The sequence below is a fragment of the Bhargavaea ginsengi genome (assembly GCF_900109165.1).
GTDB classification, from domain to species: domain Bacteria; phylum Bacillota; class Bacilli; order Bacillales_A; family Planococcaceae; genus Bhargavaea; species Bhargavaea ginsengi.
Map to the genome: position 1 here is coordinate 525,723 of NZ_FNZF01000002.1, position 25,260 is coordinate 550,982.

Below are 25,260 nucleotides of genomic sequence, written 5' to 3' on the forward strand. Positions count from 1 at the left end.
GAGGTCCGCGTTCAGAGTGTATAATCATTCCTCAACCACCTCGATTTCAGTATGCATGAAGTGATGGCCCGTGCCGCAATACTCGTTGCACAGAATCAGAAACGTTCCCGGTTCCTTAAAGGTATAGCGTTTTTCGTTGACCTGCCCAGGAACGACCATCATGTTCACTTTCGTGTTGGGAATCGTGAAGCTGTGAATGACGTCCTTGCTGGTCACTTTGAAGATGATTTCTTTACCGGCCGGAACTTTGATTTCCGAAGGCTCATATCCATAGGCCATGGCCTTGATCACCACTTCATAGGTATCTTCGTCGATCTGATGAACGCCCGGATCATCAAACGGAGCCGTCACATCGACTTTTTCAGGATCAATCTTCTCCATGCCGCCCGCCGGTGTCTGGCCTTGGGTAAAAGCCTGAACTCCGACGATGCCGAGGAATACAGCAAGCATGGCGATTCCGAATATCAGCCAAATTTTTTCGAACTTGTGTAGATGCATTGTGTTCCTCCCCTTTCTTTAAAGTGCCACATACATGGCGTAGACCGCCGCCCACATCACGGCTATGAGCACCCCTACCACCAGCACACTGATCAGCGTGCCACGCAAATCCGCTTCGTGCGGGTTCTTATTTTTTTTCATCTCCAATCATCCTCCCGATCGGTTTCTATAGTCCTATCTTAAAATTAGGCACATCCCGGAACTGTGATAAACATCACAGATTTTCCGTTGATTTCAACGTTGCTGTAATAAAATAGACAAAAAGACCCCGGCCTTCCGCAATGCATCAGTCATTGCAAAAGGCCGGAGCCATTTGAAGAGCCCGCCTGCATTTCCCGCAGACGGGCTTGTTTCCTATATGGTGGCACGGCTACTCGATACTGCAGATTTCCACAGGGCAGTTCTCACAATGCATTGCATCCCGCAGAAAACCGATATCGGTCAGTACAATCTTACCATTGTCCATCCGAAGCTTTCCGCTTTTCCTCAGTTCCGACAGCATGCGGTTGGCCACTTCGCGGGCCATCCCGCAGAAGTTGGCCAGTTCCTGGTTGGTCAGTTCCAGATCGATCAGGATACCGCCGCCTTCTGCCGGGACGCCGTAACTGTTGGACATCCGGATCAGTGTCGAATACAAGGCTCCCTTTTTCCCATGCAAGATGAGATCACGGAACTTGGACTGAGTCCGTTGCTGCAGGATCCCCATCCATTTCATGTAGGCGATCGAAAGCTCATGCTCCAAGTAAAGAAGTTCCTCCAGGCGTTCCTTTGGAACGGCCGTAACAATCGTAGCTTCCGTCGCCATCGCTTCCACTGTATAGAGGGACGGCGGGCAGAACGGCATGATTTCGCCGATAAAGTCCCCTTCACCGCAAATCCGGAAGGTAATTTCACGTCCATCCGGTGTCACCTTGCCGACCCGCACTTTCCCCGACTCGACAAAGTAGAGCGTCTCCGCCTGCTCGCCCTCACGGAAAAGATAATCTTCTTTTGCGATTTTCTGGCTGCCCGCCGAGGCCTTCAGAATACCTGTCAATCCGTCGACGGCTGATAATGTGCGTTCCATCACGCCACTTCCTTTTATCCCTGAATCCGGTCAGGCTTTCCTGTAAGCGCGGCGCTCGGCATACTCTCCGCACGCCGGACACACTTTGATGACACTCTCACGGCCTCTGCGGTACGTGCGCAGCAATGCGGTTTTCCTCTTGCAGATTCCGCATCTTTTCTTGAACAATCCAAACAAAGTATTTCACACTCCCAAGTTCTGTTGAAGCGCGGTTATTCCCCGCTGACACTCAAGCTGATCTTTCCCTCTGCACCCAGCCGAACCACTGTTCCGTCAATCAGCTTTGCCTCCAGCGGGTGTATTTCGGCATTCCTTTTCGAAAAGTACCACTTCCGTCCGTCACGGACAAGAACAAAGTAAGCGTCTCCCCGCCCGATGAAATTCAGGTCGTCCAGTTCCAGATCGGTTCCGCGCAATGGCAGACCTGCATCAAACAAGGTCTGGCCTGCTTCCTGAACCTGGTTGGTCACCAGGCCGACTTCGCTCACATTCAAGAACGAAGACCGGGAAACGTCGCCGTAGACATCTTTTCTCCTCCTGCCGATTAGCTCGACAATGTTGCCGGCAGGGTCCTCGAAATACATCGAGTCGGCATCGAATGCCCGGAAGTATACCTCATCCACGCCGTCCTCCCAATTAAGGGGAACGCGGTCCTGGATCCAGTGTTTCAGCATTGAAAACTGATTGCCGGGAATGTTGATGGCAAAATGATAAAAGGCCGGCCGGTCCACGGCCATAAATGTCACGTCAGTTGCACCGATCCTGACGGTAAAGCGGTCTTCTGCTCTTTCCGTGATTTCGAGTTCAAGAATATTGCCATAAAAACGCCGCATGGCGGCGAGCTGGTCTGTGTAAAATGTCACCGAATTGAACAAAACGGTTCACCCCGCTTTTCATACTGTTTCTATTATAACACGGCGGACATCCCCGAACTGCACTGCCGGCATTGAAGCAAATAGTTTTTTCCGGCCAGACATTTCCATTGCATCCCGAAGAGTTTTGCCCTATACTCTAAATACAAGCTGCATTGACCGTATTGATTATAAAGTTAAACCTTTGAGCTGAAATAGGGAGTTTAAAAACGAGATCGGAATGATAAGCTCCGGACCTTTTTCCGGAGACGTGCAGGAACATCTCTGATGACACCCACTTTGTGGAGTGATGGTTTTTAACTTTCTAATTTTCCTACGGCAAAGGCGGCTTCTTATTTTACATTTTACCGGCCAGTCCGTTCTACGGGCTGGCCTTTTTCATTTATTATCGAGCGAAAGGATGACGGTGATGCTGAAACGGCTGTTGGTGAGCGGCTACAAACCGCACGAACTAGGGATATTCAATGACAAACACCCGGGAATCGCAGTAATTCGCCGGGCCATAACCGGCAGAATGCGGGCACTTCTGGAAGAAGGCCTTGAATGGGTGATCGTCAGCGGACAGCCAGGCGTGGAGACCTGGGCTGCCGAAGCAGCATTCCAACTGCGTACTGAATATCCCGCACTTAAAGTCGCGGTCATCTCGCCATTTCTTGAGCAGGAGAAGAACTGGAACGAGCCCAAAAAGATTGCCTATGAATCCATCCTTGAACAGGCGGATTTTACAACCGTGCTGATGAACCGGCCATATGAGGGCCCGTGGCAGTTTTCGGAGCGGGATAAGTTCCTCCTCCGGAATTCTGACGGCTTACTTCTGGTCTATGACGAGGAAAATGAAGGCTCTCCAAAATGGTTGAGAAAGCTTGCCCTGCCCGCCGCTGAACAAGGCCATTATGAATTGCTGACCATTTCGGGCGAAGACCTCAACTTTGCCGCAGAAGAAATGCGGATGGAGGAAGAAGGCTGGTGAGTGTCATCCGATTCTACAAAAACAACCGCTCCGGCTAAGTCCGGAGCGGTTGTTTAATGTGGATCAAAGAACGAATTCCGTATTGACATAGACAAGTGTCCAATGGTCCGCATCGAGCAGATCTTCAATCTTGAGTTTTTCGCCGTGGCCGAGCCAGACATCGTCCCCCATGACTGCAACAACCATAGAACGCCCACCGTTATGGAGGTTAAGATAGATATCCCCGATATTCGGCTGGATCTCCTGAGTGCGGGACAGTTGCGCTGCCAGCTTTGCATCTTCGGCAACTTGGGATTCCGTTACTTTGGAAAGGTCTTGGTAGGCAATGTTCCGGCTGCCTTCTTCAAGACCTTCCCTGAGGACGACAAATTCTTTGCGCTTGATCGGATTCTGCCGCGCCGTGACTACTGTCCTGCCCTCAATCTGTTCCACCTTCTCAAATTCATTGAGACCATAATGACTCATCGGTTCAGGGTCAGGTTTCGTGACCAGGATATATCCGTCGATTTCAGGCTCGAGGTCTTCACGGATGGTGTACCATTTTCCCATTAACATAAATGCATCCATATGACGCAGTTTATGGAGAGTGATTTCTTCCGCCTTGCTCGTCACCTGTTCCATATCCTTGACACGGTACATGTGCACAGATTTTTTTGCCAGCGGGTTAATCGTATAGACTTTGTGCAGTTCATTGTTGTAATAAACAAACTGTCCTTTCCGTACCTGAAGTAATTTCACTTCGTGTACCTCCCTCCTGCAGACTCTTGTTCCATCTTAAGGGATTAAGGGACGGGTGTCCATGGAGCCGCATAGTTTTTTTGCTTAGCCGACTGTTTTACTGCCAAATTCTTTTCCTGACTTTTCTTTCAGAGCCGCAAGCATCGACAATTCCCTGAGATCCCGTTCACTCATCCCGGATAGCCGGACTGTAATTTCTTCTATCAGCCTTTCCCGTCCTCCCTGTTTCCCATACCTCTCTTGTTCTGAACGGATAAAGGATTCCACTAATCCGTCCACTCCCGGACTGTCTGTTTCACCGAAAGCAGCATGTTCGGGAGTATTGATTCTTTTTTCGCCGGTTCCCGTGTTACTGCCGGTCAGCAAATTCTCTGCCGATACATCAAATCGCTCGCAAATGGTTACAATCCAACTGGCCGAAGGAGCACTTTTTCCTTCTTCCCAATGTTTGATCCGACTCGCGGACGTTCCGATTTCTTTTCCGAAAGCCAACATTGACAGGCCCTGTTGTTCACGGAGTTTCCTCAGCCGGCTGCCGAATGCTTTCTGATTCCATGCCATAGGGGTCCCTCCTCATCTATTCCCCATCATAGCACAGCTTAACTTATTCAATAAATACGGCAACGAATTTTCTTTTTTCATTATTTCTATCCGGCCTCCTTCTTCTTTTTCACTGGCGAAGCCATTCGAAACCTCCCGAAATCAGTCGGATTTAACTGATGTTTCTGATATCTGGTGGTACAATAAAATCACTCCACAGAAAAGAGGCGTTGTGCTTGCAACAGCATTATTTCCTTGGCATCCGGATTCCTGCGGATGTGCAGCCGCTTGCCGAAAAGTACATGGACCTTCACATGCTGTCGGATCGCTATAAAGTGGTTTCTCACCCGGAGGACCTGCACATCACGCTATTTTACCTGGGTGCATGTGATGAACGTAAAATTTCGAAACTGGTCACAAAGCTGTGTTCTGTTGCGGCGGAGCATCAGGTATTTTCCATACAAGTGGACGGATTCAATTTTTTTGGTCCGTCTACCGGTCCGCGTGTCACCTACCTGTCGGTTACAAAGAATCTGATGCTGGACCGGCTTCAGAAATCCGTCTCAGATGCGGTGAAATCTGTGACCGGCCTTCCGTCGGCCGACCGCTTTGTCCCCCATATTACCATCGCGAAAAAACGGAAAACCGACGAGCGGCTTGATCTCTCTCCAGATCTGTTCAGTCCTCATACGATCCCGGTTGATCACTTCCATCTTTTTGCCATCCATCCTCAGCAGCTGCCGAAATACAAACCGGTTGCTTCTTTCCAGCTTGGGCATGACCGTTAAAGAACGGATTTCGTGCCGTTCTTTTTATCATGGTACTTGTCATTGAGCAGTACATTGGAATATACTGTTTTATAGTACTTATCTTTGTACAGTACTATTGAATGGGAAGGTGACACATGAATATTCAATTTAAAAAAGGGGTGCTCAATCTTTGTGTTCTTGCTTTGCTTGACGGCCAGGATCGCTATGGTTATGAGCTTGTCCAGATGATTTCCAGGCGGATCGAAGTTTCGGAAGGCTCTGTGTACACCCTGCTCAGAAGATTGACCAAAGAAGGGTTTTTCGAGACCTATCTGAAAGAATCCAATGAAGGGCCGCCGAGAAAATATTATCGGCTGACTCAGTCGGGCCAGGATTATCTGCAAGATCTGCTTGCCGAATGGCGAGAATTCACCGAAAATGTCAACGAACTGATCGGAGGGGATGGGAAAGATGAATAAGGAACAATTTCTGCTTGCACTGGAGGAAGAACTGGCTGTATTGCCTGAAGATGAGAAAGAGGACGTCCTCGGTGATCTTGATGAGTACTTTGATGAAGGGGTGCGCGACGGCAAGAGCGAGGAGGAAATTTCAGTATCTCTCGGCTCCCCCGCGGCCATCGCTTCTGACATTCTGAGTGCGTATCCGGAATTCACGGAAACGGAAAGGCCTGCTGCCCCCAGCAGCAGGCAACGGGATGACTATGAACTGATCGAGATTCTTGACGGGCACTTTACTGCCGCTGAAGTCATGACCGAAACTGGTGCTGTACGTCTCATACCGTCAACTGATACTGTCACCCGAATCGAGCTGATCGGAGAAAAGAAAGATTTAAAGTTCGATGCCGATATTAGTGATGCAAAGCTGAGCATTACTCTGGTTGGACGGCGCACCATCAGAAGCTGGTTCAGCTTCGGTTCCACCCCGACGTTCCGGATGGTGATCCATTTACCTAAGAAACTGTATGACTCTATCTTGGCCAGAACGGAAAACGGGTCGATTTCTGCCGAACAGCAACTGGCCCGACAGTTTGCAGCCCGTTCTGATAATGGCAGGATCACCATCAGGGAATGCGCCTTTCGCGAGATAGATGCGAAGTCCGATAACGGACGCATTGAAATAAACAAGACTGAATCAGATACAATCAAGTGCGAGACGGACAACGGACGCATTGAGATGTTCCGTGTCCGGTCCGGCCGGCTCCGCGCAGAAACTGATAACGGACGAATCGTCATGGAAAACGTGGAAGGAGCAATTACCGGAAGGACGGATAATGGACGCATTGAACTTTCCGTAGACCGCATCGGTGATTCGGTCGACCTGAAAACGGACAATGGCAGTATCACTGTCTCCACAACGGCTAAACCGACTGATGCCTTGATCAGGACGAGAACCGACAATGGACAAGTGGATATTTTCGGAGTGCGCACGAAAGAGGCACTCTACGGGGATGGCAGCATTCTGGTTAAACTTGAATCCGATAATGGAAGAATCACAGTGAAGCAGCAGTAAGCGATTTAATAGCAAACATAAACATGGGCCAGTCCTGAGCAGGTTGCTCTCAGGACTGGCCCTTTTTTAATACCCACGCTGTTGCCTGGCATAGTTTTCTTCGTTTTTCTCCCGGTAAGCCTGAATCAACTCATCCGCGGTGAATCCGAGCGTTTCTGCAATTGCTTTATAAAGGATCCAGACCGATTCGTACGAAGCCCTATCCTGCCGCTCCCCGAAATCCAGAACTGCGCGCTGCGTCCGGAGAAACAGTTCCGTCAGGTCTTCATCCTCCTCCCCCTCAGGCCATTGCTTGAGATCATCCATCCCCTTCAGGATGCCAAGAGACAGCAAGAAATGGATTGAGTCAACGTACTCTTCGATCAGCACCGGTTTGGTAGACGGGCCTTTCCGGCTCCAGAACTTAAAGCATCTTGTCTCATTGGCCAGCTCTGCAAGTTCAACGGTCAGGGCGAGCAGTTTCTCCCTAAAAACTTCCCGCTCGACACCATTGTTCTCTTTAATATACGCATCCAGCTGTTTCTGCATCTTAAATAGTTCAGTCAATTCCACATTGTCACTTCCAATCAGAAAAAAATCATGTTTCATGAAACCTTTATGCGTTTCAATCGTATAGGAGGGTACCAGTATGTGCAAGGGAGGCACCGCCATGGCCTTAATTATCCGAATGATCGTGATAGCCATCATCGTATACCTTTTCTACCGGGGCATCCGGTACCTCACCGACCCAAAAAGAAAATTGGACGAAGCCTTTGAGCAGGAACGCTACTACTTCTATGACGATGTGAAAAATGTCCGGAAAAATTTCTTTATTACTTACAAAGGCGCTCTTTTCGAAGGTGAGAAATACATGGGGACGACCGAACGTTCATTTGAAGTGGTCTCCATCTTTGTATGGGTCAAAGACGAAGCCTCCCTACAGGGCTTTAACCGGGACGATTTTATCTTTCTCGAGAAAGAAATCCGGATGAGCTATCCGGATGCGGAAATCAATTGGAAGAATCCAATCGAACAGCTGATGAAAAAAGGCGGAACCGCGTGATGAACTGCACCCGGTCAAGTAGACAGATGAAATAAGTAAAATCGCTTAAGCGGCTTCAGTCCTGTATTCAATGGGGCTGAGGCCGTTTAGTCGTTCCTGAAGACGTTCGTGATTATAAAAATGAATATACGCATCAACTGCGTTCTTCAGCTCATCAAACGATTGATAGGTACTCAAATAATACTCCTCGCATTTTAGGGCACCCCAAAAAGACTCCATCGGCGAATTATCGATGCATCGGCCTACCCTGGACATACTTTGTATGATGCCGGCCTTATCTAACTTGATTTTGAATTGCTTGCTGGTGTACTGGAATCCGCGGTCACTGTGGAGAATTGGCTTTGCGTTGGGCTCAGCCCGCAGGGCTTGATCCAATGTCACGAATACCAATGCATTGTTGTTGGAACGGCCCAGGACATAAGAAACGATGGAACCGTCATGGAGGTCTCGGATTGCACTCAAGTATGCCTTGGATTCAATACCGTACTTGAACTCCGTGACGTCCGTGACCCATTTCTGATTCGGCTTGTCCGCAAGGAATTCCCGATTCAGGATGTTCTCTGCCACGTGCTGCGGAGTGGATGGCAAATAGCGTTTCTTTTTCCGGCGGATGACCGATTGGATTCCTGCCAGTCTCATCAGGCGGTATACCCGCTTGTAATTGAATTTGCGGTCATGCCTGCGTTCAAGTACCATCTTCATTGTAACCGTAGATCCCTTTGCGCTCCTTGTGAATCTCCCGGATGTCTGTAAGGAGTTCCTGATTCAATTGCTCTTCTTTAGTAGGAACTCGGTTCAGCCATTGATAGTAGGACGATCGGCCAATTCCAGCGAGCTCACACAATAATTCAATCGGATGTCCATCTGACTCATGGACTTCGCGAATGGCCAGATAACGGTTTTCCTGCCGGACCCCGCTTAGAAACGCCTCCTTTCGATTTCATCCAACTTTTTTAGGAGAGCATTCTGAGCCCGAAGGCGCTCATTCTCCTTCTCGATCCTTTTGATCTCCAACTTCAGACGCTCCTCATTTGTCAGCTCTTCGTCTGCCTTTTTGCGTCCGCGCCCGTCTTTCAGGGCCTCTTCCTGGCCTTCTTCGTATTTCTTCACCCATTGGTAGACCTGATTATAGGAAACCTTGTAGGTTTCGGCTGTTCCCTGATAATCCTTGCCAGATGCAATACACTGCTGGGCAATCTCAATCCGTTCTTTTAGTGTTGTCTTCCTTCCCCTGGTCATGGGATCCCTCCGTTCCTTAAGTCCCCTCGGGACTTCTCCATGACCATTATACTTTTTCAGCCATTTACTAAAAACGGAACGGCTACTAATCCGATACTTGATAACCACCTCGCTCTGTGAAAGGTTCCCATTTATATAATCACTGATAGCCGCTATCTTCAGTTCCTTCGAATAAGACTTCCAACCAGCCTTGGGCTCTAGTTCTGACACTCCCAATGACCACTGTCTGAGCCAATTTCTTAGTGTGCTTTTTGAGATACCGAATTTACTGCGAATCTGGGGAATTGACAGTCCATTCTCAAAGGCTTGGATCACTTCCATCTTTTGTTCTAAAGAAAAACCTTGATAAGCCAATGTAAAAACTCCCTTCAAAGTAAAACAGAGTTTAGTTTTTTACTCTGTCTACTTTGAAGGGAGCATATCATGATGCGGCCCGCCTTATTTGTATTTATCCGGCTTGGCTTGTCCCGGCCAGATATAGAACTGCTGCCAGATCCAGAATGGCCAGCATCAGAAAGCCTACACGGAATAAGGTATGCTTCGTCTTATGCCGGAATGTCTGCATGCCCGCATAGGCCCCTGCCCCTCCGCCGAGTATGGCAAGAAGCCAAAGTGTCCGCTCAGGTACGCGCCAGCCACCGTTTTTCGCCTGCCTCTTGTCATACCCCATCATGAAAAAGCTGTAGACAGATAAAATCACAATCCAGCCGATCAGCACGTCTTCCATGGCGCTTCCCCCAGTTATGCAAAAAGACCGGCGAACGATTCGCCGGTCTGTTCACTGAATTAGTTGTTGACTGCTTTTTTCGCAGCTTCTGCAAGCTGTGCGAATGCTTTCTCGTCAGTGATGGCGAGGTCAGCGAGCATCTTGCGGTTTACATCGATGCCGGCAACTTTGAGGCCGTGCATGAGCTTGCTGTAAGACAGGCCGTTCAGCCGTGCAGCAGCATTGATCCGTGCGATCCACAGTTTGCGGAAGTCACGTTTTTTCTGACGACGGTCACGGTATGCATATTGCAGGGACTTCATGACCTGTTGGTTTGCTGTTTTGTAGAGTGTGTGCTTCGAGCCGTAGTAGCCTTTGGCAAGTTTGAGAACACGATTACGACGCTTGCGCGTTACTGTACCGCCTTTTACGCGTGGCATTGGATTTCCCTCCTGATGTTGATTCGTTTTCTATAATCGGAATTATTTCATGTAAGTGAGCATTTGCTTGATGCGCTTGAAATCGCCTTTGGAAACGACAGCAGCTTTGCGGAGATGACGCTTTTGCTTAGTCGATTTGTTGGCGAACAAGTGGCTTGTGTAAGCACGGCCGCGCTTGAGTTTGCCGGAACCGGTGCGCTTGAAGCGCTTAGCGGAACCTTTGTGTGTTTTCATTTTAGGCATGGTCGGTATCCTCCTAGTCCTTTGCGTAGATTATTTCTTTTCTTCGATCGGGGCCATCATTAGGAACATGCTCCGGCCATCCATTTTTGGTCTTTGTTCGACCGTTCCGACTTCCTTGCAGGCTTCAGCAAAACGTTCGAGAACGCGCTGGCCGATCTCCTTGTGGGTGATCGCACGGCCGCGGAAGCGGATGGAAGCTTTCACTTTGTCCCCTTTTTCAAGGAACTTGATTGCGTTTCGAAGCTTGGTCTGGAAGTCATGCTCGTCAATGGATGGGCTCAGCCGCACTTCTTTGACACTGATGACTTTCTGATTTTTGCGCGCTTCCCGTTCTTTCTTCTGCTGTTCGAACTTGAACTTCCCATAGTCCATGATCCGGGCTACTGGCGGTTTCGCGTTCGGTGCGACAAGAACGAGATCCAAGTTTGCACGCGTGGCGATTTCCATCGCTTCATTCCGCGTTTTGACGCCCAGCTGGTCACCGTTTTGGTCGATGATGCGGAGCTCCCGGGCACGGATGCCCTCGTTTACAAATTTGTCTCGGTTATCTCTGCTAATCGTAAGCCACCTCCGTGTAGTAATTCGCGAATACATGGTTTGGGCAGGCTCGCGGGGATGGTCCCCGTGGCCAATCCGAAAGAAAAACGGGTGGACCGAGGTCCACCCGCCGCATATGTGACCGCGCCAAGAGGCACGGGACGTCACAATGGTGCAAACCTGCCAACAGCCAAAGCGTCGATCAGGTGAGAAGCGGGCAGCTCCTTCTTCTACCACAAACTGTATTCCTTAACCTAATCAATAATAGCCTATGCAACACGGCTTGTCAATGATTATGTTGGAGAATCATGTTTTGGGACAGTATTGATTATGGAGCGTGGTTGATTTCCGCTCCGGGCGGACGCTTTCCGCGGGCCGGCGCCGAGCCCCGCGACTGCGTCTCCCGGGTCTCGCCTGTCCGGCTTTTCCCGCAGGAGTCGCCGCCCTACGCTACAATCAACCATTATAGTTAGTACTGATCATAGATATTATCTTCCCCATCGGGATTGGCGCGAATTTCATCTCGCGCCGACACAACATATCGGAGCGGAATGAAGTGTAGGTGACCGATGCGGTAGGCGACGCCGTAAGATTGGCCGGGAACGAAGTGACTTAGGGCCAAGCTTACGGCCAAAGCCATCTGCCGGCACCGAAACGTCATACATCATCGGGCCACATCATTTGGAGCATTCCGTTGAATATTACTTCTTCCCGTCCACTTCTTCGCGGAGTTTGGCGATGAAGTCGTTGAGCGGGATGGATTCGGATTTTTGTTCGCCGTATTTCCGGACGTTGACTTCGCCGGATTCGGCTTCTTTGTCGCCGAGGACGAGCATGTACGGGATTTTCTGTGTCTGGGCTTCGCGGATCTTGTAGCCGAGTTTTTCGTCACGGCTGTCCACATCTACGCGCAGGCCCTCTGCCTGGAGAGCTTCGCGGACTTTTTCTGCATAGTCATGGTGGACTTCCGGAGATACCGGAATGATTTCCACCTGGACCGGTGCGAGCCACGTCGGGAACGCCCCTTTGTATTCTTCGATAAGGAATGCTACAAATCGTTCCATAGTCGAGACGACACCGCGGTGGATGACGACCGGGCGATGCTGCTTGCCGTCGCTGCCGATGTAGTTCAGGTCAAATCGCTCAGGCAGGAGGAAGTCCAGCTGGACAGTAGAAAGCGTCTCTTCCTTGCCGATGGCTGTCTTAACCTGGACATCGAGCTTCGGACCATAGAACGCCGCTTCCCCTTCCGCTTCGTAGTAGTCGAGGCCGAGGTCGTCCATCGCTTCCTTCAGCATGCTCTGTGCTTTTTCCCACATTTCATCGTCATCGAAATACTTTTCCGTGTCAGCCGGATCGCGGTAGGACAGGCGGAACGAATAATCGTTGAGGTTAAAGTCTTTGTAGACATCCATCACCAGCTCGACAACGCGCTTGAATTCGTCCTTGATCTGGTCCGGACGCACGAAGATGTGGGCATCGTTCAGTGTCATGCCGCGGACGCGCTGCAGGCCGGACAGGGCTCCGGACATTTCATACCGGTGCATGAGCCCGAGTTCGGCGATTCGGATCGGCAGGTCACGGTAGGAGTGGATGCCGTTCTTGAAGATCATCATATGGTGCGGGCAGTTCATCGGGCGCAGGACAAGTTCCTCATTGTCTGCCTGCATCGGAGGGAACATGTCGTCCTGGTAGTGCTGCCAGTGGCCGGATGTCTTGTAGAGTTCAACGTTTGCCATGACCGGTGTGTAGACGTGATCGTAGCCCAGCTTTTCCTCCTTGTCGACGATATAGCGTTCGACAAGACGGCGGATTGTCGCGCCTTTCGGGAGCCACATGGGCAGTCCCTGACCGACAAGCTGATTCGTCATGAACAGATCGAGTTCTTTGCCGATCTTGCGGTGGTCGCGCTCACGTGCCTCCTCGAGCAGGCGGAGGTGTTCCTGCAGGTCTTCTTTCTTGAAGAACGCCGTTCCATAGATGCGCTGGAGCATCTTGTTGTCGGAGTCACCGCGCCAGTAAGCGCCGGCAGTGCTGAGCAGCTTGAACTCCTTCAGCTTGCCGGTGGACGGTACGTGAACGCCGCGGCAGAGGTCGAAAAATTCACCTTGATGATAGATCGTCACTTTCTCATCTTCGGGAATCGCGTCGAGCAGTTCCAGCTTATATTCATCACCGATCTCTTCATAGATTTTCCGGGCTTCGTCACGAGTGACCTCTTTCCGGACAATTTCGAGGTTTTCATTGATGATTTTCTTCATTTCCTTCTCGATGGCGGCAAAGTCTTCCGCGCGGAGGGGTTCAGGAGAATCAAAGTCATAATAGAAGCCGCTTTCGATGACCGGTCCAATGCCGAGTTTCACATCTTTGAACAGACGTTTTACCGCCTGAGCAAGCAGGTGTGCAGAACTGTGGCGGAGTATTTCCAGTGCTTCCGGTGAATCCTGCGTGATGATTTCGATGTCGCCGTCTTCCGTGATGGGTGTGCGGAAGTCGATAAGCCGGCCGCCCAATTTGCCGGCCAGCGCTTTTTTGCGCAGCCCGGGGCTGATCGACTGGGCCACGTCCTCTGTTGTGCTGCCGGATGCAAATTCCTTCACTGCACCGTCCGGGAATGTCAATTTAATCTGTTCTGCCATGTCGGTATTCTCCCTTCATTCTTCAAAAAGTACGCAAAAAAGCCCCGTCCCTAAAAAGGGACGAGGCCTACTCGCGGTTCCACCCTTCTTCCTGCCGGCAATGACGACCATGCCGGAGAAGCTCTGCATCGGATAACGGACCGGAGGCCGGCTCGGGCTAGCCCGGTTTGCCGGGTTCACCTTCGCTGCTTTGGGGTGGTCGATCCGATGCCGCGCCATCGGGGGCTCTCAGCCTAAGGCCCCGTTCTCTGTCTGGCCGGACAACCGTTCGTTGTCCCCGTCATTGCATTTGGAAGAAGTATTGAATTCATCATACTCAATACTTGCGGACTTTGCAACAGTGATTCTCCCGTATCCGTTTAAGCGGAAAAATAAGCCGCTCAACTGCGGTCGCGCCGGTTTTCTCCGTCCAGGCGGACAGGTACGGTCATCGCACGGATCCGTTCCATGATGCGGCCCGCCTTGACGACTTCTTTGTCCCCCCGCTGTGTGTACGACAGGTGGGTCTCCATCTCTTTGTAGTCAAAATTGGACGTAAAGAAAGTCGGGAGCTTTTCAGCCATCCGGTGGTGCAGGATTGTCGCCAGCACCTCATCCCGTGTCCAGGCAGTGAGTGTCTCCGCACCAAGATCATCGAGCATGAGGACCGGTGCCCGTTTGACGAAGTCGATCTTCTCGTTCAGCGACTGATCCTGGATCGACTGTTTCAGCTCGCGCAGGAACTCCGGTACAAACACGAGGACCGACGCAACATGGCGCTTTGCCAATTCACCCGCGACCGCTCCAAGCAGATATGATTTGCCCGTTCCGAACGGGCCGTGGATATAGAGGCCCTGCGCCGGCAATTCCCCTGTCCGGTCGAGCTTGTCCAGGAATTCAGAAACCAGCTCCACCGCACCCAGCCGGCTCTCCCCTTTGGCGATGTCAAAATCGCGTATATCAAGGTTAAGCATGTCCTTCGGCATATGCATGCTCCGGATCATGGAAGATACGCGGCGACGTTCCATATCTGCAGTTTTCCTTTTACACATCACATAATCGACGCCGATGGATCCGCGTTCGATAACAAGCTTCGGCTCATAGCCTTTCATCATATTGACACAGGATTCCAGGCTTTCGCATTTGCCGCAGTCGTGGGATTGGGAAGTGTATTCGTAAAGCTTACCCATTCCGCGGTCGACCATATCCCTGTCCACTTCCCCTGCATGCTGCTCCAAAAAAGACTGAACGCCGGGATGATCCAGGACTTCAGATCGCAACTCCGAATATCGTTCGGCGAATGTCGGTGCATTGACTATTCGCTTAAGTGTGTTGCGGATTGGTTCCATTTCAGTTGACACCGCCTTTCGTCATGCCGAATTTCTCCATAAGCCGGAGCCTTCTTGCTTCCACATCAGGATCCGCCTTGCTTTTTTCCGGAGCTTTTTGTTCTTCCGGTTTTTGGTCTTTCCGGTAGAACCAGTCCGGCACCGCTTCGGTTTTCGCACCGGGCTTTCTCGTCCGCTGTGTTCCTGAGCCTTCCTGCTGCCATTTCATATACTTGTCATGTTCGGTCCGGGCGAGTACCAATGCGTCTCTGACATTATCGACTTTCTTCGCCATCCAGTGCGAGGCGATCCGTTCGACATAATTGTTGGTCAGTTTTCCGTCGTTGCGCAAAAGGACATACTGAAGAAGGACATTAACGACGCCTGCCGGCAGGTTATGCTCCAGCACAAGTTTTTGTGCGAGTTTTACATCGACCTGCATCGGCTCCCGTCCCCCGTTGATATCTTTCAGCATCTCGACCGGCGGGCAGGTTTCCAGGTATTGGATCAGTTCATCTTCTTTCGTCGCGGGCTCAGTTGGACTCCCCTGCTTTACGGATGACGGGATGATTTTTGTGATCTTCGGTGCTGAGCTCGACCGCGAGAGCTTATAGAAATCGGCGGCTGCCCGCTTCATCCGGTCTTCCGTCAGGTTTCCGTCCGCATCAATGGCGAGCAGCACAACCTGTTGCATATCGAGCGGTGACAGGCCATACAAAAAGGCAATGCGGACAATCATCTCCTTGATTGCCGGCGTGAAAGCCTTCCTCGGCACCAGCTGGGCTGACAATCCCTCCATCATGAGGGCAAAGTCAAACGGATATCCGCTGAAAGCGAGCTTTCGTGCCCTTTGGTCCGAATCGTATGTATCATTGTCTTCCTCCATGGCACCTGCTTTGACGGATTTGTACACCTCAGGAAATGATCTTGACACCTCTTCATACCCATCGGGTACGACCGGGTTCAGGAAACGGCTGCGAAGGCGCTTATATGTCTGTGCCCCGACTTTGCCGAATAGGAACATCGACAGAATCGGGTCATGGAAGAAGGTGTCGGGATCCAGAGGAGGTGTCAGTTCATAGATGAAGGCACGTCCTTCCCCCTCCTGTTTCCGATAGGTCTTCAGCAGCCCGATCCCTTCCAATGAAAGCCTCGCTTCGAATACAGATCCGATCGGCATATCCAATAGGTTCAGGAGGTGGTAGTGGGTGGACTCGACAGTCCCTTCACGCTCTGCTTCTCCCCATAGGGCAAAGAAGACCGCCATCGCTCCGTGCCCGATCAGCGGCTGGTAGAGGGCGGTGAGGATCTGGCGGTCAAAATCGGAAAATGGATAAGGAAGCCGGACACAATAAACATCCGACGGCTGCAGTTCTTTATAAAGCGGGGTCATATTCCCATCCTTTCTTTCCATGGGCGGATCAATCTTCTTCTTTCTTAAGCAGATCTTTTAATTCGTCGATAAAGACATTGATGTCCTTGAACTGCCGGTAAACGGAGGCAAAGCGCACATAGGCGACATCATCGATCTTTACGAGGCGCTCCATCACCCTCTCACCGACATCTTCCGATTTCACTTCGGCATTCCCGTGGTGCCGCAATTCCTTCTCGATGGAAAAGACGAGATCTTCCAGAACGTCCAGCGGGACCGGCCTTTTTTCACAGGCCCGTATCAATCCCCTCAATACTTTTTCACGGCTGAACTCTTCTCTGGATCCGTCTTTTTTTACGACGATCAAAGGCATCTCTTCGACTTTTTCAAATGTGGTGAACCGGAAACTGCAATCCTCGCATTCCCTGCGTCGCCGGATCGCCTTGCTCTCGTCCACCGGCCGGGAATCGACGACTCGCGTCCCGTTATGCTGACAGGCCGGGCACTTCATCGGCATCCCCGCTTTCTTAGTTAATTCGTATTGTCCGGTCCTCTCTGGCGGCCGGACATGATCAGTTCATTATATTATAGCAGAGTTCTGCTATCCGCTGAACGGGTTTGTGCAAGCCATGATGATGCCTCAGCACAATATAAAAAAGCAGAAGCCTTTGCCTCTGCTTTGAATGTTTCGATAGTTAAGAGATCACGCTGTGACCGTAACAGCTGTCTTGCCTGCTGTGACAGGCCCCATGCCTCTCGGCAATTCAGTCATCTGACGGTTCTTTGCCCCGAGCGCATCTGCAATATACCCTGCCGCAACTGTCGGATCAAGATCTCCGCACGTGTAAACGTCGATGCTGGCGTAGCCATGCTCAGGAAAGCTGTGGATCGTTAGATGTGATTCCGAAATAATGACGACACCGCTGACACCCTGTGGCGCAAATTTGTGGAACGCGACTTCACGCACTTCCGCACCCGAACGCAATGCGGCTTCTACAAATGTCTGCTCGATATAAGGCATGTCATTCAACTTGTCGAATTCGCACTCCCAAAGTTCAGCAATTACATGACGACCCATTGTTTCCATGGTTCGTCCCCCCTTCTCCAATAAATGATTGCCGGTTTGCCGGCAACGGGCAACCACGGGGGAAAGTTAGTCCGATGAGGTCCTAACCCTTTAAGCTGCCCAGCGTGAACTTTGAGGTTCACGGGATAATTATATGATGGTAACACCACGAACGCAACTATTAATTCATTTGTAAATGCTGCCCGTTCATACATTGTTGGTCTCTGGATGACGGATGAAAAAACCCGGGCGTTGGCCCGGGTTCGTTTATTATGCCTTAACTTTCGCGCCGATTCCGGCCGCAACTTTCCTAGTCAGGTCAACGACTCGGGCAGAGTAGCCCCACTCGTTATCATACCATGCGAGGACTTTGACTTTCCGGTCTCCCATGACCATTGTTGTAAGGCCGTCGATTGTAGCGGAGTGTGCATCTGTCTTGAAATCACTGGAGACGAGCGGCTCTGTCGTAAAGCCGAGGATCCCCTTCATCGGACCTTCTGCAGCACGGATGAACGCATCATTGATTTCTTCCACAGACACGTCACGGTTAAGATCGACAACCAGATCGACAAGCGAAACATTCGGAGTCGGGACCCGGAGCGCCATGCCGTGCAGCTTGCCCTTCAGCTCAGGCAAAACGAGCGAGAGCGCTTTTGCGGCGCCTGTGGACGTCGGGATGATTGATTCCGCAGCAGCACGCGCGCGGCGGAGATCTTTGTGCGGGTTGTCGATATTGTTCTGGTCATTTGTGTAGGCATGCACAGTAGTCATCAGACCGCTGTCAATACCGAATTCGTCATTCAATACTTTGGCGACCGGTGCGAGACAGTTTGTCGTGCAGCTCGCGTTGGAAATGACATCATGCCGGTCAAGGTCAAGCAGCTCGTCGTTTACACCCATGACGATTGTGACATCCTCATTCTTGCCGGGAGCTGTCAGGATGACTTTCTTGGCGCCCGCTTCCAGATGGAGGGCCGCTTTATCCCGGGAGTTAAACTTACCTGTCGCTTCGATGACAATGTCGACACTGAGCTCTTTCCACGGAAGTTTTGCAGGGTCGCGCTCAGCAATGAGCTGAACCCTCTTGCCGTTGACGACAAGAGCATCTTCCTCGGTCAGGACACTTCCTTCGAACTTCCCGTGGATGGTGTCATATTTCAAAAGGTGTGCAAGGGTTTCAGGTGGGTAGCTGGCATTGACCGCCACAATATTCAGTCCGTCCTCCTGTATTGCCTGACGGAATACCATACGGCCGATCCGGCCGAAACCATTGATCGCGATTGAAGGGTTCATGGGTGGGCCTCCTGTAACTGTGTTATACTCTTTTTCTTTAATTCGTAATTAGTATATCACATTCGAAGAAAAAAGCACCCACAATTGTCATGATTCGAGAAGTTTCATAATTCAGGAAGATTCTCGCTCATGGAGCAGCGTTCCATGAATCCAGAATCTGTTCAAGTTGCTTTTCCGACTCCCCGATTGTCCCATTGTTGTAGATGACTGCGTCCGCTCCGCGCTCTTTTTCGGATATCGGGAGCTGGGAAGAAATCCGTGCCCTGGCATCTTTCTCAGTGAACCCGTCACGCTCCATCAGCCGTTTCAGCTGTGTTTCTTCACTGACCGACACAACGAGTATCTTGTCCGCATAATGCTGGAGCCTGCTTTCAAAAAGGAGTGGAATGTCCATCACCACAGTGCGGGCTCCATTCTCGAAGTGTCTGTCACGCTGCCGGAGCATTTCCTGCCGGATCGCGGGATGCACGATATCATTCAACTTTTTCCGTTCTGAAGGATCGTTGAAAATCCGTTCTCCCACCGCAGCTCTGTCCATCGTCCCGTCTTCGAGGATCACCCCGTCTCCGAACGCCTGACGGATCTCTTCAAGTGCCGGCTGTCCCGGCTCGACGACAAACCTTGCGACCAGGTCCGCATCCACAATTGGGAATCCCCTCTCCCGGAGCATTTTGGAGACTGTACTTTTGCCGCTTGCGATACTTCCGGTCAATCCGATAATCATCGTTACACCTCTTTCAATGCTGGCATTTCGGGCAATAAACCGATGTCCGTCCCCCGATTGTCATCCGCTTGGTTTCGGCACCGCAGCCGGGACAGTTTTTCCTCCCGTACATGCGCAGCCTTTCTTGCATGTTTCCCGCTTCGCCGTTGATATTCCGGTAATCGGAGATGGAACTGCCACCTGCCTCGATGGCCTCCGCAAGCACCTTTTGTATTTCATGGAACAAGCCCTCCAGACGGAGCATGCTGATCCTGCCCGTTTTACGGCCAGGATGGATCCCGGTGCGGAACAGCGCTTCTGTTGCATAAATGTTCCCGCAGCCCGAAATCACTTTCCCATCCATGATCGTTTCCTTGATCGGCTTGCCGGCATATTTCGGCGTCTTGCACATACTCAAAAAATGTCCCGCGGCCGTTTCATCAAACGGCTCGGGTGCCATTGTGAGGAGCGGAGGATGGTCGGCTTCTTCACGGATCAGGCGGAGCTCGCCGAACCTGCGAATGTCCGCGTAAACAAGCAGGCCACCATCCTCCATCGCGAATATGACATGGATATGGCGGCGGAATTTGTCTTCCGCCACTTCACCGGTTTCACGAACCGCGAACCAGGCCCCCGACATCCCGAGGTGGCTGACAAGCAGATACGGTTCCCCGTCTTTCTCAAGATGGAAATAAATATATTTGCTTCTCCGGGTGACATTCGTTATCGTCATCCCGCGCAACTGTCCGGCAAATTCTTCCGGTGAACTATTTTTCAGGATGGCTTCTTTCGCCTCAGATTTGGATCTGATTATCGTGTCGGAAACCTTAATGTCCCGGATTGTCCGACCGGTTGCGGCCGGTGCGAGCGACCGCACGACCCCTTCTACCTCCGGCAATTCCGGCATATTTTTCAGCTTCTTTCTTTATTGGAGTGACAATTGTGTTTGTCATTATTTAGTATCGTACCAGGATGAGCCTGATTCTGATTCCACTAAAAGCGGAACATCCAGTTCCAGTGCCGATTCCATCACTTCGGGTACGATTTGCCCAAGCTTGTCGAGCTCTTCTTTTGGACATTCAAAAATCAGTTCGTCATGCACCTGGAGCAGCATGCGCGCCTGCAGGCCTTCCTGCTCGAGCCGCTTGTCCATCTCGACCATCGCCTTCTTGATAATATCAGCAGCTGTGCCCTGGATCGGTGTGTTCATCGCTGTCCGTTCGGCAAAACTGCGCAGATTGAAGTTCCGGCTGTTGATATCAGGCAGGTAGCGCCGGCGGTTTAGCAGCGTAGTGACAAAGCCTTTTTCCTTTGCTTCTGCCACCGAGGCATCCATGTACTGTTTGACGCCGGGAAAGCTGGCCAAATAACGGTCGATGAATTCTGCGGCTTCTTTCCTCGTGATGTTCAGGTTCTGTGAAAGGCCGTAATCACTGATGCCGTAGACAATCCCAAAGTTGACAGCTTTCGCCGCGCGGCGCATATCCGGTGTCACATCCTGCGCTTCCACGTGGAACACATCACCCGCTGTACGGGTGTGGATATCCTCTCCTTCCCGGAATGCGGCAATCAGCCGCTCGTCTCCAGACATATGGGCAAGTACACGCAATTCGATCTGGGAATAATCTGCTGCGAGCATCACCCATCCCGGTTCCGAAGGCACAAACGCTTTCCGGATCTTCCTGCCTTCTTCGATTCGCACCGGGATGTTCTGCAGATTGGGATTGGTGGAGCTGAGACGGCCTGTCTGGGTAAGTGCCTGCTGATAATACGTATGGATTTTACTGTCCGCATGGATTTCTTTCAGAAGCCCTTCGATATAAGTCGACTGAAGTTTGCCCAGCTGGCGATACTCTAGAATCTGGTCAATGATCTCATGCCGGCCGCGTAGTTTTTCCAGCACATCCGCCGCAGTGGAATAACCGGTTTTTGTCTTCTTGATCGCCGGCAGCCCCATTTCTTCAAACAGGATCACACCAAGCTGTTTGGGAGAGTTGATGTTGAACTTCTGTCCGGCCATTCCGTAGATCTGTTCTTCGATGGCTTCCAGTTTGCCTGCAAGATCTGCCCCGATCTTCTCCAGGATGCCCCGTTCGGTCCTGACCCCGGTGGCTTCCATTCGGCCCAGAATAGTCGCTAGCGGAATCTCAAGATCTCGGTACAGTTCGTACTGTTTGTTTTCCTTGAGGCGACCCTCAACGGTGCTCCGAAGACGGTAAACGGCCAGTGCCTTTCTGCTCGCATGCTCCGCTACAGCTTCCCGGGCCGGGACCGCCCGCTTTGCGCCTTTTCCGTAGATGGCCTGGTCCTCTGAAATTCCCGTGACTCCGAATTCTCTTGCAGCTGAAGAAGCATCGGTCAGCGAAACAGAAGGATTGGCGATATAAGCCGCAAGCAGGAGGTCAAAGACGATCCCGTCCGCCTTCAACCCCAGACGGGCGAGGGCCGCCAGGGAGGCCTTCGCGTCCACAGTCAGTTTTTCCATCGATTCATCCGAGAGCCATCCGGCAAAACGCTTGTCCCCTGCCAGGTTTTCCACAGGAATAAATACAGTCTCTTCCCCGTCGGAAAGCGACACCCCAAGAATATCAGCTGTGTGATAATGTTCGTCGGACAGCTCCACGTGGAAAGCGATTCCGCTTTTAAGTAGAGCTTCAGGAACTTGTTCCAAAATCTCGAAGCGGATTTCTTCTGCTTCTTCGGGTTCCGGTGCCGTTTGGGCCCCGTCCGCCTTCTCGATCAGCGTCCTGAAATTCAGTTCGCGGAACACCGGGATGACCTGCTCCATGTCCGGACCCGGGTAGTTGAGATCGCCGATACCGATCTCGATCGGCGACTCGGTGTTGATGGTGGCGAGCTGCTTGCTGATCTTCGCAAGTTCTTCGTTTTCCGTGAGCTTTTCCTTCAGCTTTTTTCCGCTTACTTCGTCAATGCCCTCGTAGACAGCTTCAACCGTGCCGAACTGCTTCAGCAGCTTGATCGCCGTTTTTTCGCCTACACCCGGAACACCCGGAATATTATCGGAAGCATCACCCATAAGCCCTTTCATATCAATGATCTGCTCAGGTTGCAGGCCATACTTCTCCATGACATGGTCCGGCGTGTATGCTTCAATATCGGTCATCCCCTTACGGGTGATGAAGATGGTCACTGCATCGTCTGCAAGCTGCGTCAGGTCCTTGTCTCCGGTGATGACGACTGTCTCCACGCCGGTCTGGGCAGCTTCGCGGCTCAGCGTGCCGATAATGTCGTCGGCTTCATAGGACTCCAGCTCATATTGTCTGATATTGTAGGCATCCAGCATTTTCCTGATATATGGGAACTGCTCGGACAGCTCGGGCGGTGTCTTCTGCCGGCCGCCTTTGTACTCTTTATATGTGCTGTGGCGGAACGTGGTCTTTCCGGCGTCCCACGCGACCAGCATATGGGTCGGTTTCTCTTCTTTCAGGATTTTCTCCAGCATCATCGCAAAACCGTATACCGCGTTTGTATGCACACCCTGATCATTTGTCAGAAGCGGCAATGCGAAAAACGCCCGATAGGCCAGGCTGTTCCCGTCAAGGAGCAGCATTTTCTGCTTGGTCATTCCGGTCCCTCCATCCGCAAATAAAAAACGTCGTCTCTCTCCATCTTACCACAGGGGCAGGACGGAGCTGAAACGACGTGATGAGGCTTATTCAGTGAATCCCGAAAGGACTCTGGCGTAAGGCGAATCCGACGGAATGACGATCATTGTTTCATCCCCGATCGTCTTTTTGTACGATTCCAGCGTGCGGTAAAGTTCATAGAATTCCGGGTCCTTAGAGAAGGATGTGTTGTAGATGCGGGCAGCTTCAGCTTCTCCTTCTGCCCGGATCACTTCCGCTTCCTTTTTGGCACCGGCAAGAAGTTCCTGGACTTCACGATCGGTCTCGGCTTCAATCCGGCGCTTTTCCGCATCCCCTTCCGACAGATAGGTCTGTGCAGTGGATTCGCGCTCCGAAATCATCCGGGTGTAGATGGACTGTTCGTTTTCCGGCGGAAGGTCGATCCGCTTCATCCGCACATCGGTCACCGCGATCCCGAAGTTCCCCGATTCAAGCAGTTCATTTACCCGGTCGGTCACTTTGTCGTTCAGATTGCCCCGGGAAGAGTCTTCATCATTGACGATGCTCGTGTAATCAAGTTGGCCAAGCTCCGAACGCACGACGGAGTAAATGTATTCTTCCATGCGTGCTTCCGCATTGACAATATTACGGGCATTGTTGATCATCTTTTTAGGGTCGGTGATGCGCCACACCGCGTAGTTATCGATGATCATGCGCTTTTTATCCTTTGTCGTGATCTCAGCCTCGGACACATTGTAGGCCATCTGATTCTTCGGCAGCATCGTCACGCTTTGGAGGAAAGGCACTTTGAACTTGACGCCTGGGTCCGAGTCGATCCGGACGATTTCACCGAACTGGCGGACAACCCGGTACTCGTTTTCTTTCACGACGTACACATTGGCGATGACAATAAGCAGGAGTGCAAATACGATGGTGAACGCAATGGCAGGTTTGATGAACTTCCGGAGTTCAACAGGCTGCTTCGGTTCTTTGGGCCCCTTCGGTTTTTTCGGGCGTTTTTGTCCGAAGAGATTCTTCGGATCGCTGCCGGCCGCATTTCTCCGGGCCTGCTCCTGACGCTGGCGCTCCTGAAATTTCTCTTCGATGCTCTTGAACGGATTGTTTTTATTGTCCATCGCCGGCGCCTCCTTCCTCTTGGTTGCCTTCTCCTGCCGCCGGAGGCGCAGGCTGCTGAGGCGGCTGGATCGGCAGGTATTTCACAGTTCCTTCATTATCGTTCATGATATAGATTTTGGCGCCCGGCAGTACCTGCTCCAATGTTTCAAGTATCAGGCGCTGGCGGGTGATGTCCTGGTTGTTCCGGTACTCCTCATAAAGCTTGTCGAATACCGCGACATCCCCGTGCGCCTGCTCAATGCGTGAGGTCCGGTCTCCCTGTGCCCTCGAAAGGATGGCATCCAGTTCCCCTTGGGCTTCGTTCTTTTTCTGGTTTTCATATTTGTTCGCCTGGTTGATCTTTGTGCTCTTCGTCTCCCGGGCATCGGTGACCGCCGTGAACGCGGACCGTACCTCTTCGTTCGGGAGTTCGACGTCCTGAAGCTTGATCCCCTGGATGGATATGCCGATGTCATACTTTTCTACAAGGTTGCTAAGGAGGTCACGCGTTTCCGCTTCGATCTCCGCTTTGCCATCCGTTAGTGCATCATCAATCGGTGAAGATCCGATGATTGAGCGGATTGAAGCCGCCGTGGCATCATGAAGCAGTTCCCTTGGGTCCTCCGCATTGAACAGATACTTTACGGGTTCTGTAATCTTCCACTGAACAACGAGATCGGCAAGGACGATATACTCGTCACCCGTGATCATTTTTGTCTCCTTGTCGTAGGAGATAAGATTGCCTTCGGCGTCCTGGTCGTATCCGAATGTCGTACTGAACGTCTCTTTGGACAACTTCTCCACTTTCTGGACCGGCCACGGAAGCTTGAACTTCAGGCCGGACTCCGTGATCGTTTCGTCCGCCTTGCCGAACGTGATGATGACAGCCTGCTCACCCTCATCAACGGTATACCAGGTGGTAAACGCGAGGATGAGGAGGACAAGACCGGCGACCGCCATGCCGGCGATTGTCAATATTCGCTTTACGCTCATGTCCGATTCTCCTT

Annotated in this window: 27 protein-coding genes, 1 other RNA gene and 1 pseudogene; 6 read left to right on the forward strand and 23 right to left on the reverse strand. The window is 51.5% G+C overall.

Annotated features, from left to right (window positions below):
* Positions 1-24: 24 nt before the first annotated feature.
* The 4 genes from BMX91_RS07770 to BMX91_RS07780 all read right to left on the reverse strand — a co-directional run bounded on the left by BMX91_RS07770 (position 25) and on the right by BMX91_RS07780 (position 2,439).
* Complete coding sequence (locus BMX91_RS07770; protein WP_092051803.1) at positions 25-498, reverse strand: cytochrome c oxidase subunit II; 474 nt, start codon at positions 496-498, stop codon at positions 25-27.
* Between the two features lie 18 nt (positions 499-516).
* Positions 517-639, reverse strand: coding sequence for a cytochrome C oxidase subunit II (locus BMX91_RS15855; protein WP_218143876.1), 123 nt, complete (start codon positions 637-639; stop codon positions 517-519).
* A gap of 229 nt (positions 640-868) precedes the next feature.
* Positions 869-1,564 carry a Crp/Fnr family transcriptional regulator gene (locus tag BMX91_RS07775; RefSeq protein ID WP_092051806.1) on the reverse strand — a complete coding sequence of 232 codons (696 nt, stop codon included), beginning with the start codon at positions 1,562-1,564 and terminating at the stop codon, positions 869-871.
* 212 nt (positions 1,565-1,776) lie between these two features.
* On the reverse strand, positions 1,777-2,439 hold the full coding sequence (locus BMX91_RS07780; protein ID WP_092051809.1) for a hypothetical protein: 663 nt from the start codon (positions 2,437-2,439) through the stop codon (positions 1,777-1,779).
* Positions 2,440-2,580: 141 nt separating this feature from the next.
* On the opposite strand from BMX91_RS07780, the gene ssrS reads away from it, so the two are divergent.
* Both ssrS and BMX91_RS07790 read left to right on the forward strand, forming a co-directional pair.
* Positions 2,581-2,771: non-coding RNA, 6S RNA (gene ssrS, locus BMX91_RS07785), on the forward strand.
* Positions 2,772-2,845: 74 nt separating this feature from the next.
* Positions 2,846-3,406 (forward strand): SLOG family protein, encoded by a 561-nt coding sequence (locus BMX91_RS07790; protein WP_092051811.1) that lies wholly within the window; start codon positions 2,846-2,848, stop codon positions 3,404-3,406.
* A 63-nt stretch (positions 3,407-3,469) separates the two neighbouring features.
* Here BMX91_RS07790 and BMX91_RS07795 read toward each other — a convergent pair whose 3' ends face one another.
* A complete protein-coding gene (locus BMX91_RS07795) occupies positions 3,470-4,144 on the reverse strand; it encodes a hypothetical protein (RefSeq protein ID WP_092051814.1) in 675 nt (224 codons plus the stop codon).
* An 84-nt stretch (positions 4,145-4,228) separates the two neighbouring features.
* Positions 4,229-4,705: a helix-turn-helix domain-containing protein gene (locus BMX91_RS07800; protein WP_092051816.1), complete on the reverse strand. Its 477-nt coding sequence runs from the start codon at positions 4,703-4,705 to the stop codon at positions 4,229-4,231.
* A gap of 215 nt (positions 4,706-4,920) precedes the next feature.
* On the opposite strand from BMX91_RS07800, the gene thpR reads away from it, so the two are divergent.
* The 3 genes from thpR to BMX91_RS07815 all read left to right on the forward strand — a co-directional run bounded on the left by thpR (position 4,921) and on the right by BMX91_RS07815 (position 6,963).
* The gene (gene thpR, locus BMX91_RS07805; RefSeq protein WP_177168317.1) at positions 4,921-5,472 is read left to right on the forward strand and encodes an RNA 2',3'-cyclic phosphodiesterase; all 552 of its coding nucleotides are present in this window, start codon (positions 4,921-4,923) and stop codon (positions 5,470-5,472) included.
* 116 nt (positions 5,473-5,588) lie between these two features.
* Positions 5,589-5,912 (forward strand): PadR family transcriptional regulator, encoded by a 324-nt coding sequence (locus BMX91_RS07810; protein ID WP_092051820.1) that lies wholly within the window; start codon positions 5,589-5,591, stop codon positions 5,910-5,912.
* Positions 5,905-6,963 carry a DUF4097 family beta strand repeat-containing protein gene (locus tag BMX91_RS07815; protein WP_177168318.1) on the forward strand — a complete coding sequence of 353 codons (1,059 nt, stop codon included), beginning with the start codon at positions 5,905-5,907 and terminating at the stop codon, positions 6,961-6,963. The genes BMX91_RS07810 and BMX91_RS07815 overlap by 8 nt, the downstream gene beginning before the upstream one ends.
* Positions 6,964-7,029: 66 nt before the next feature.
* On the opposite strand, the gene BMX91_RS07820 is transcribed toward BMX91_RS07815, so the two are convergent.
* The gene (locus BMX91_RS07820; protein WP_092052218.1) at positions 7,030-7,515 is read right to left on the reverse strand and encodes a dUTP diphosphatase; all 486 of its coding nucleotides are present in this window, start codon (positions 7,513-7,515) and stop codon (positions 7,030-7,032) included.
* Between the two features lie 97 nt (positions 7,516-7,612).
* On the opposite strand from BMX91_RS07820, the gene BMX91_RS07825 reads away from it, so the two are divergent.
* Complete coding sequence (locus BMX91_RS07825; RefSeq protein WP_092052222.1) at positions 7,613-8,005, forward strand: sigma-w pathway protein ysdB; 393 nt, start codon at positions 7,613-7,615, stop codon at positions 8,003-8,005.
* Positions 8,006-8,050: 45 nt separating this feature from the next.
* Here the strand turns inward: BMX91_RS07825 and BMX91_RS16055 are convergent.
* The 16 genes and pseudogenes from BMX91_RS16055 to hflK all read right to left on the reverse strand — a co-directional run bounded on the left by BMX91_RS16055 (position 8,051) and on the right by hflK (position 25,246).
* Positions 8,051-9,598: pseudogene (locus BMX91_RS16055) on the reverse strand (IS3 family transposase).
* Positions 9,599-9,692: 94 nt separating this feature from the next.
* Complete coding sequence (locus tag BMX91_RS07835; RefSeq protein ID WP_092051824.1) at positions 9,693-9,971, reverse strand: DUF1294 domain-containing protein; 279 nt, start codon at positions 9,969-9,971, stop codon at positions 9,693-9,695.
* Positions 9,972-10,030: 59 nt separating this feature from the next.
* Positions 10,031-10,390 carry a 50S ribosomal protein L20 gene (rplT, locus tag BMX91_RS07840; RefSeq protein ID WP_092051826.1) on the reverse strand — a complete coding sequence of 120 codons (360 nt, stop codon included), beginning with the start codon at positions 10,388-10,390 and terminating at the stop codon, positions 10,031-10,033.
* A gap of 42 nt (positions 10,391-10,432) precedes the next feature.
* Positions 10,433-10,633, reverse strand: a complete 201-nt coding sequence (gene rpmI / locus BMX91_RS07845; RefSeq protein WP_008299689.1) for a 50S ribosomal protein L35 — start codon at positions 10,631-10,633, stop codon at positions 10,433-10,435.
* Between the two features lie 30 nt (positions 10,634-10,663).
* Positions 10,664-11,227, reverse strand: coding sequence for a translation initiation factor IF-3 (infC, locus tag BMX91_RS07850; protein ID WP_092051828.1), 564 nt, complete (start codon positions 11,225-11,227; stop codon positions 10,664-10,666).
* Between the two features lie 644 nt (positions 11,228-11,871).
* Positions 11,872-13,809 (reverse strand): threonine--tRNA ligase, encoded by a 1,938-nt coding sequence (gene thrS / locus BMX91_RS07855; protein WP_092051830.1) that lies wholly within the window; start codon positions 13,807-13,809, stop codon positions 11,872-11,874.
* 380 nt (positions 13,810-14,189) lie between these two features.
* Entirely contained in the window at positions 14,190-15,137 is a 948-nt protein-coding gene (dnaI, locus tag BMX91_RS07860) for a primosomal protein DnaI (protein ID WP_092051832.1), read from the reverse strand.
* Between the two features lies 1 nt (position 15,138).
* Positions 15,139-16,530 (reverse strand): replication initiation and membrane attachment family protein, encoded by a 1,392-nt coding sequence (locus tag BMX91_RS07865; protein ID WP_092051834.1) that lies wholly within the window; start codon positions 16,528-16,530, stop codon positions 15,139-15,141.
* Between the two features lie 7 nt (positions 16,531-16,537).
* Positions 16,538-16,999: a transcriptional regulator NrdR gene (gene nrdR / locus BMX91_RS07870; RefSeq protein WP_092052226.1), complete on the reverse strand. Its 462-nt coding sequence runs from the start codon at positions 16,997-16,999 to the stop codon at positions 16,538-16,540.
* Positions 17,000-17,191: 192 nt separating this feature from the next.
* On the reverse strand, positions 17,192-17,575 hold the full coding sequence (gene speD / locus BMX91_RS07875; RefSeq protein WP_092051836.1) for an adenosylmethionine decarboxylase: 384 nt from the start codon (positions 17,573-17,575) through the stop codon (positions 17,192-17,194).
* 249 nt (positions 17,576-17,824) lie between these two features.
* Positions 17,825-18,847 carry a glyceraldehyde-3-phosphate dehydrogenase gene (locus tag BMX91_RS07880; RefSeq protein ID WP_092051838.1) on the reverse strand — a complete coding sequence of 341 codons (1,023 nt, stop codon included), beginning with the start codon at positions 18,845-18,847 and terminating at the stop codon, positions 17,825-17,827.
* Between the two features lie 127 nt (positions 18,848-18,974).
* Positions 18,975-19,571: a dephospho-CoA kinase gene (coaE, locus tag BMX91_RS07885; RefSeq protein WP_092051841.1), complete on the reverse strand. Its 597-nt coding sequence runs from the start codon at positions 19,569-19,571 to the stop codon at positions 18,975-18,977.
* A gap of 13 nt (positions 19,572-19,584) precedes the next feature.
* Positions 19,585-20,457, reverse strand: a complete 873-nt coding sequence (mutM, locus tag BMX91_RS07890; RefSeq protein WP_092051843.1) for a bifunctional DNA-formamidopyrimidine glycosylase/DNA-(apurinic or apyrimidinic site) lyase — start codon at positions 20,455-20,457, stop codon at positions 19,585-19,587.
* A 45-nt stretch (positions 20,458-20,502) separates the two neighbouring features.
* Positions 20,503-23,136: a DNA polymerase I gene (gene polA / locus BMX91_RS07895; RefSeq protein ID WP_092051846.1), complete on the reverse strand. Its 2,634-nt coding sequence runs from the start codon at positions 23,134-23,136 to the stop codon at positions 20,503-20,505.
* 87 nt (positions 23,137-23,223) lie between these two features.
* Positions 23,224-24,273, reverse strand: coding sequence for a protease modulator HflC (hflC, locus tag BMX91_RS07900; protein WP_092051848.1), 1,050 nt, complete (start codon positions 24,271-24,273; stop codon positions 23,224-23,226).
* Positions 24,263-25,246, reverse strand: coding sequence for an FtsH protease activity modulator HflK (hflK, locus tag BMX91_RS07905; protein WP_092051851.1), 984 nt, complete (start codon positions 25,244-25,246; stop codon positions 24,263-24,265). Before hflK ends, hflC begins: the two co-directional genes overlap by 11 nt.
* Between the last annotated feature and the right edge of the window lie 14 nt (positions 25,247-25,260).

Bases quoted from the DNA above. Each gene is read 5' to 3' on its own strand.
- BMX91_RS07825 (WP_092052222.1), top strand. From the start codon at position 7,613: ATGGCCTTAATTATCCGAATGATCGTGATAGCCATCATCGTATACCTT.
- BMX91_RS07835 (WP_092051824.1), bottom strand. From the start codon at position 9,971: ATGGAAGACGTGCTGATCGGCTGGATTGTGATTTTATCTGTCTACAGC.
- mutM (WP_092051843.1), bottom strand. From the start codon at position 20,457: ATGCCGGAATTGCCGGAGGTAGAAGGGGTCGTGCGGTCGCTCGCACCG.
- infC (WP_092051828.1), bottom strand. From the start codon at position 11,227: ATGTATTCGCGAATTACTACACGGAGGTGGCTTACGATTAGCAGAGAT.
- BMX91_RS07800 (WP_092051816.1), bottom strand. From the start codon at position 4,705: ATGGCATGGAATCAGAAAGCATTCGGCAGCCGGCTGAGGAAACTCCGT.
- BMX91_RS07880 (WP_092051838.1), bottom strand. From the start codon at position 18,847: ATGAACCCTTCAATCGCGATCAATGGTTTCGGCCGGATCGGCCGTATG.
- rpmI (WP_008299689.1), bottom strand. From the start codon at position 10,633: ATGCCTAAAATGAAAACACACAAAGGTTCCGCTAAGCGCTTCAAGCGC.
- speD (WP_092051836.1), bottom strand. From the start codon at position 17,575: ATGGAAACAATGGGTCGTCATGTAATTGCTGAACTTTGGGAGTGCGAA.
- nrdR (WP_092052226.1), bottom strand. From the start codon at position 16,999: ATGAAGTGCCCGGCCTGTCAGCATAACGGGACGCGAGTCGTCGATTCC.
- BMX91_RS07815 (WP_177168318.1), top strand. From the start codon at position 5,905: ATGAATAAGGAACAATTTCTGCTTGCACTGGAGGAAGAACTGGCTGTA.
- hflK (WP_092051851.1), bottom strand. From the start codon at position 25,246: ATGAGCGTAAAGCGAATATTGACAATCGCCGGCATGGCGGTCGCCGGT.
- polA (WP_092051846.1), bottom strand. From the start codon at position 23,136: ATGACCAAGCAGAAAATGCTGCTCCTTGACGGGAACAGCCTGGCCTAT.
- dnaI (WP_092051832.1), bottom strand. From the start codon at position 15,137: ATGGAACCAATCCGCAACACACTTAAGCGAATAGTCAATGCACCGACA.
- BMX91_RS15855 (WP_218143876.1), bottom strand. From the start codon at position 639: ATGAAAAAAAATAAGAACCCGCACGAAGCGGATTTGCGTGGCACGCTG.
- rplT (WP_092051826.1), bottom strand. From the start codon at position 10,390: ATGCCACGCGTAAAAGGCGGTACAGTAACGCGCAAGCGTCGTAATCGT.
- BMX91_RS07810 (WP_092051820.1), top strand. From the start codon at position 5,589: ATGAATATTCAATTTAAAAAAGGGGTGCTCAATCTTTGTGTTCTTGCT.
- BMX91_RS07865 (WP_092051834.1), bottom strand. From the start codon at position 16,530: ATGGAAAGAAAGGATGGGAATATGACCCCGCTTTATAAAGAACTGCAG.
- coaE (WP_092051841.1), bottom strand. From the start codon at position 19,571: ATGATTATCGGATTGACCGGAAGTATCGCAAGCGGCAAAAGTACAGTC.
- BMX91_RS07770 (WP_092051803.1), bottom strand. From the start codon at position 498: ATGCATCTACACAAGTTCGAAAAAATTTGGCTGATATTCGGAATCGCC.
- BMX91_RS07790 (WP_092051811.1), top strand. From the start codon at position 2,846: ATGCTGAAACGGCTGTTGGTGAGCGGCTACAAACCGCACGAACTAGGG.
- hflC (WP_092051848.1), bottom strand. From the start codon at position 24,273: ATGGACAATAAAAACAATCCGTTCAAGAGCATCGAAGAGAAATTTCAG.
- thrS (WP_092051830.1), bottom strand. From the start codon at position 13,809: ATGGCAGAACAGATTAAATTGACATTCCCGGACGGTGCAGTGAAGGAA.
- BMX91_RS07775 (WP_092051806.1), bottom strand. From the start codon at position 1,564: ATGGAACGCACATTATCAGCCGTCGACGGATTGACAGGTATTCTGAAG.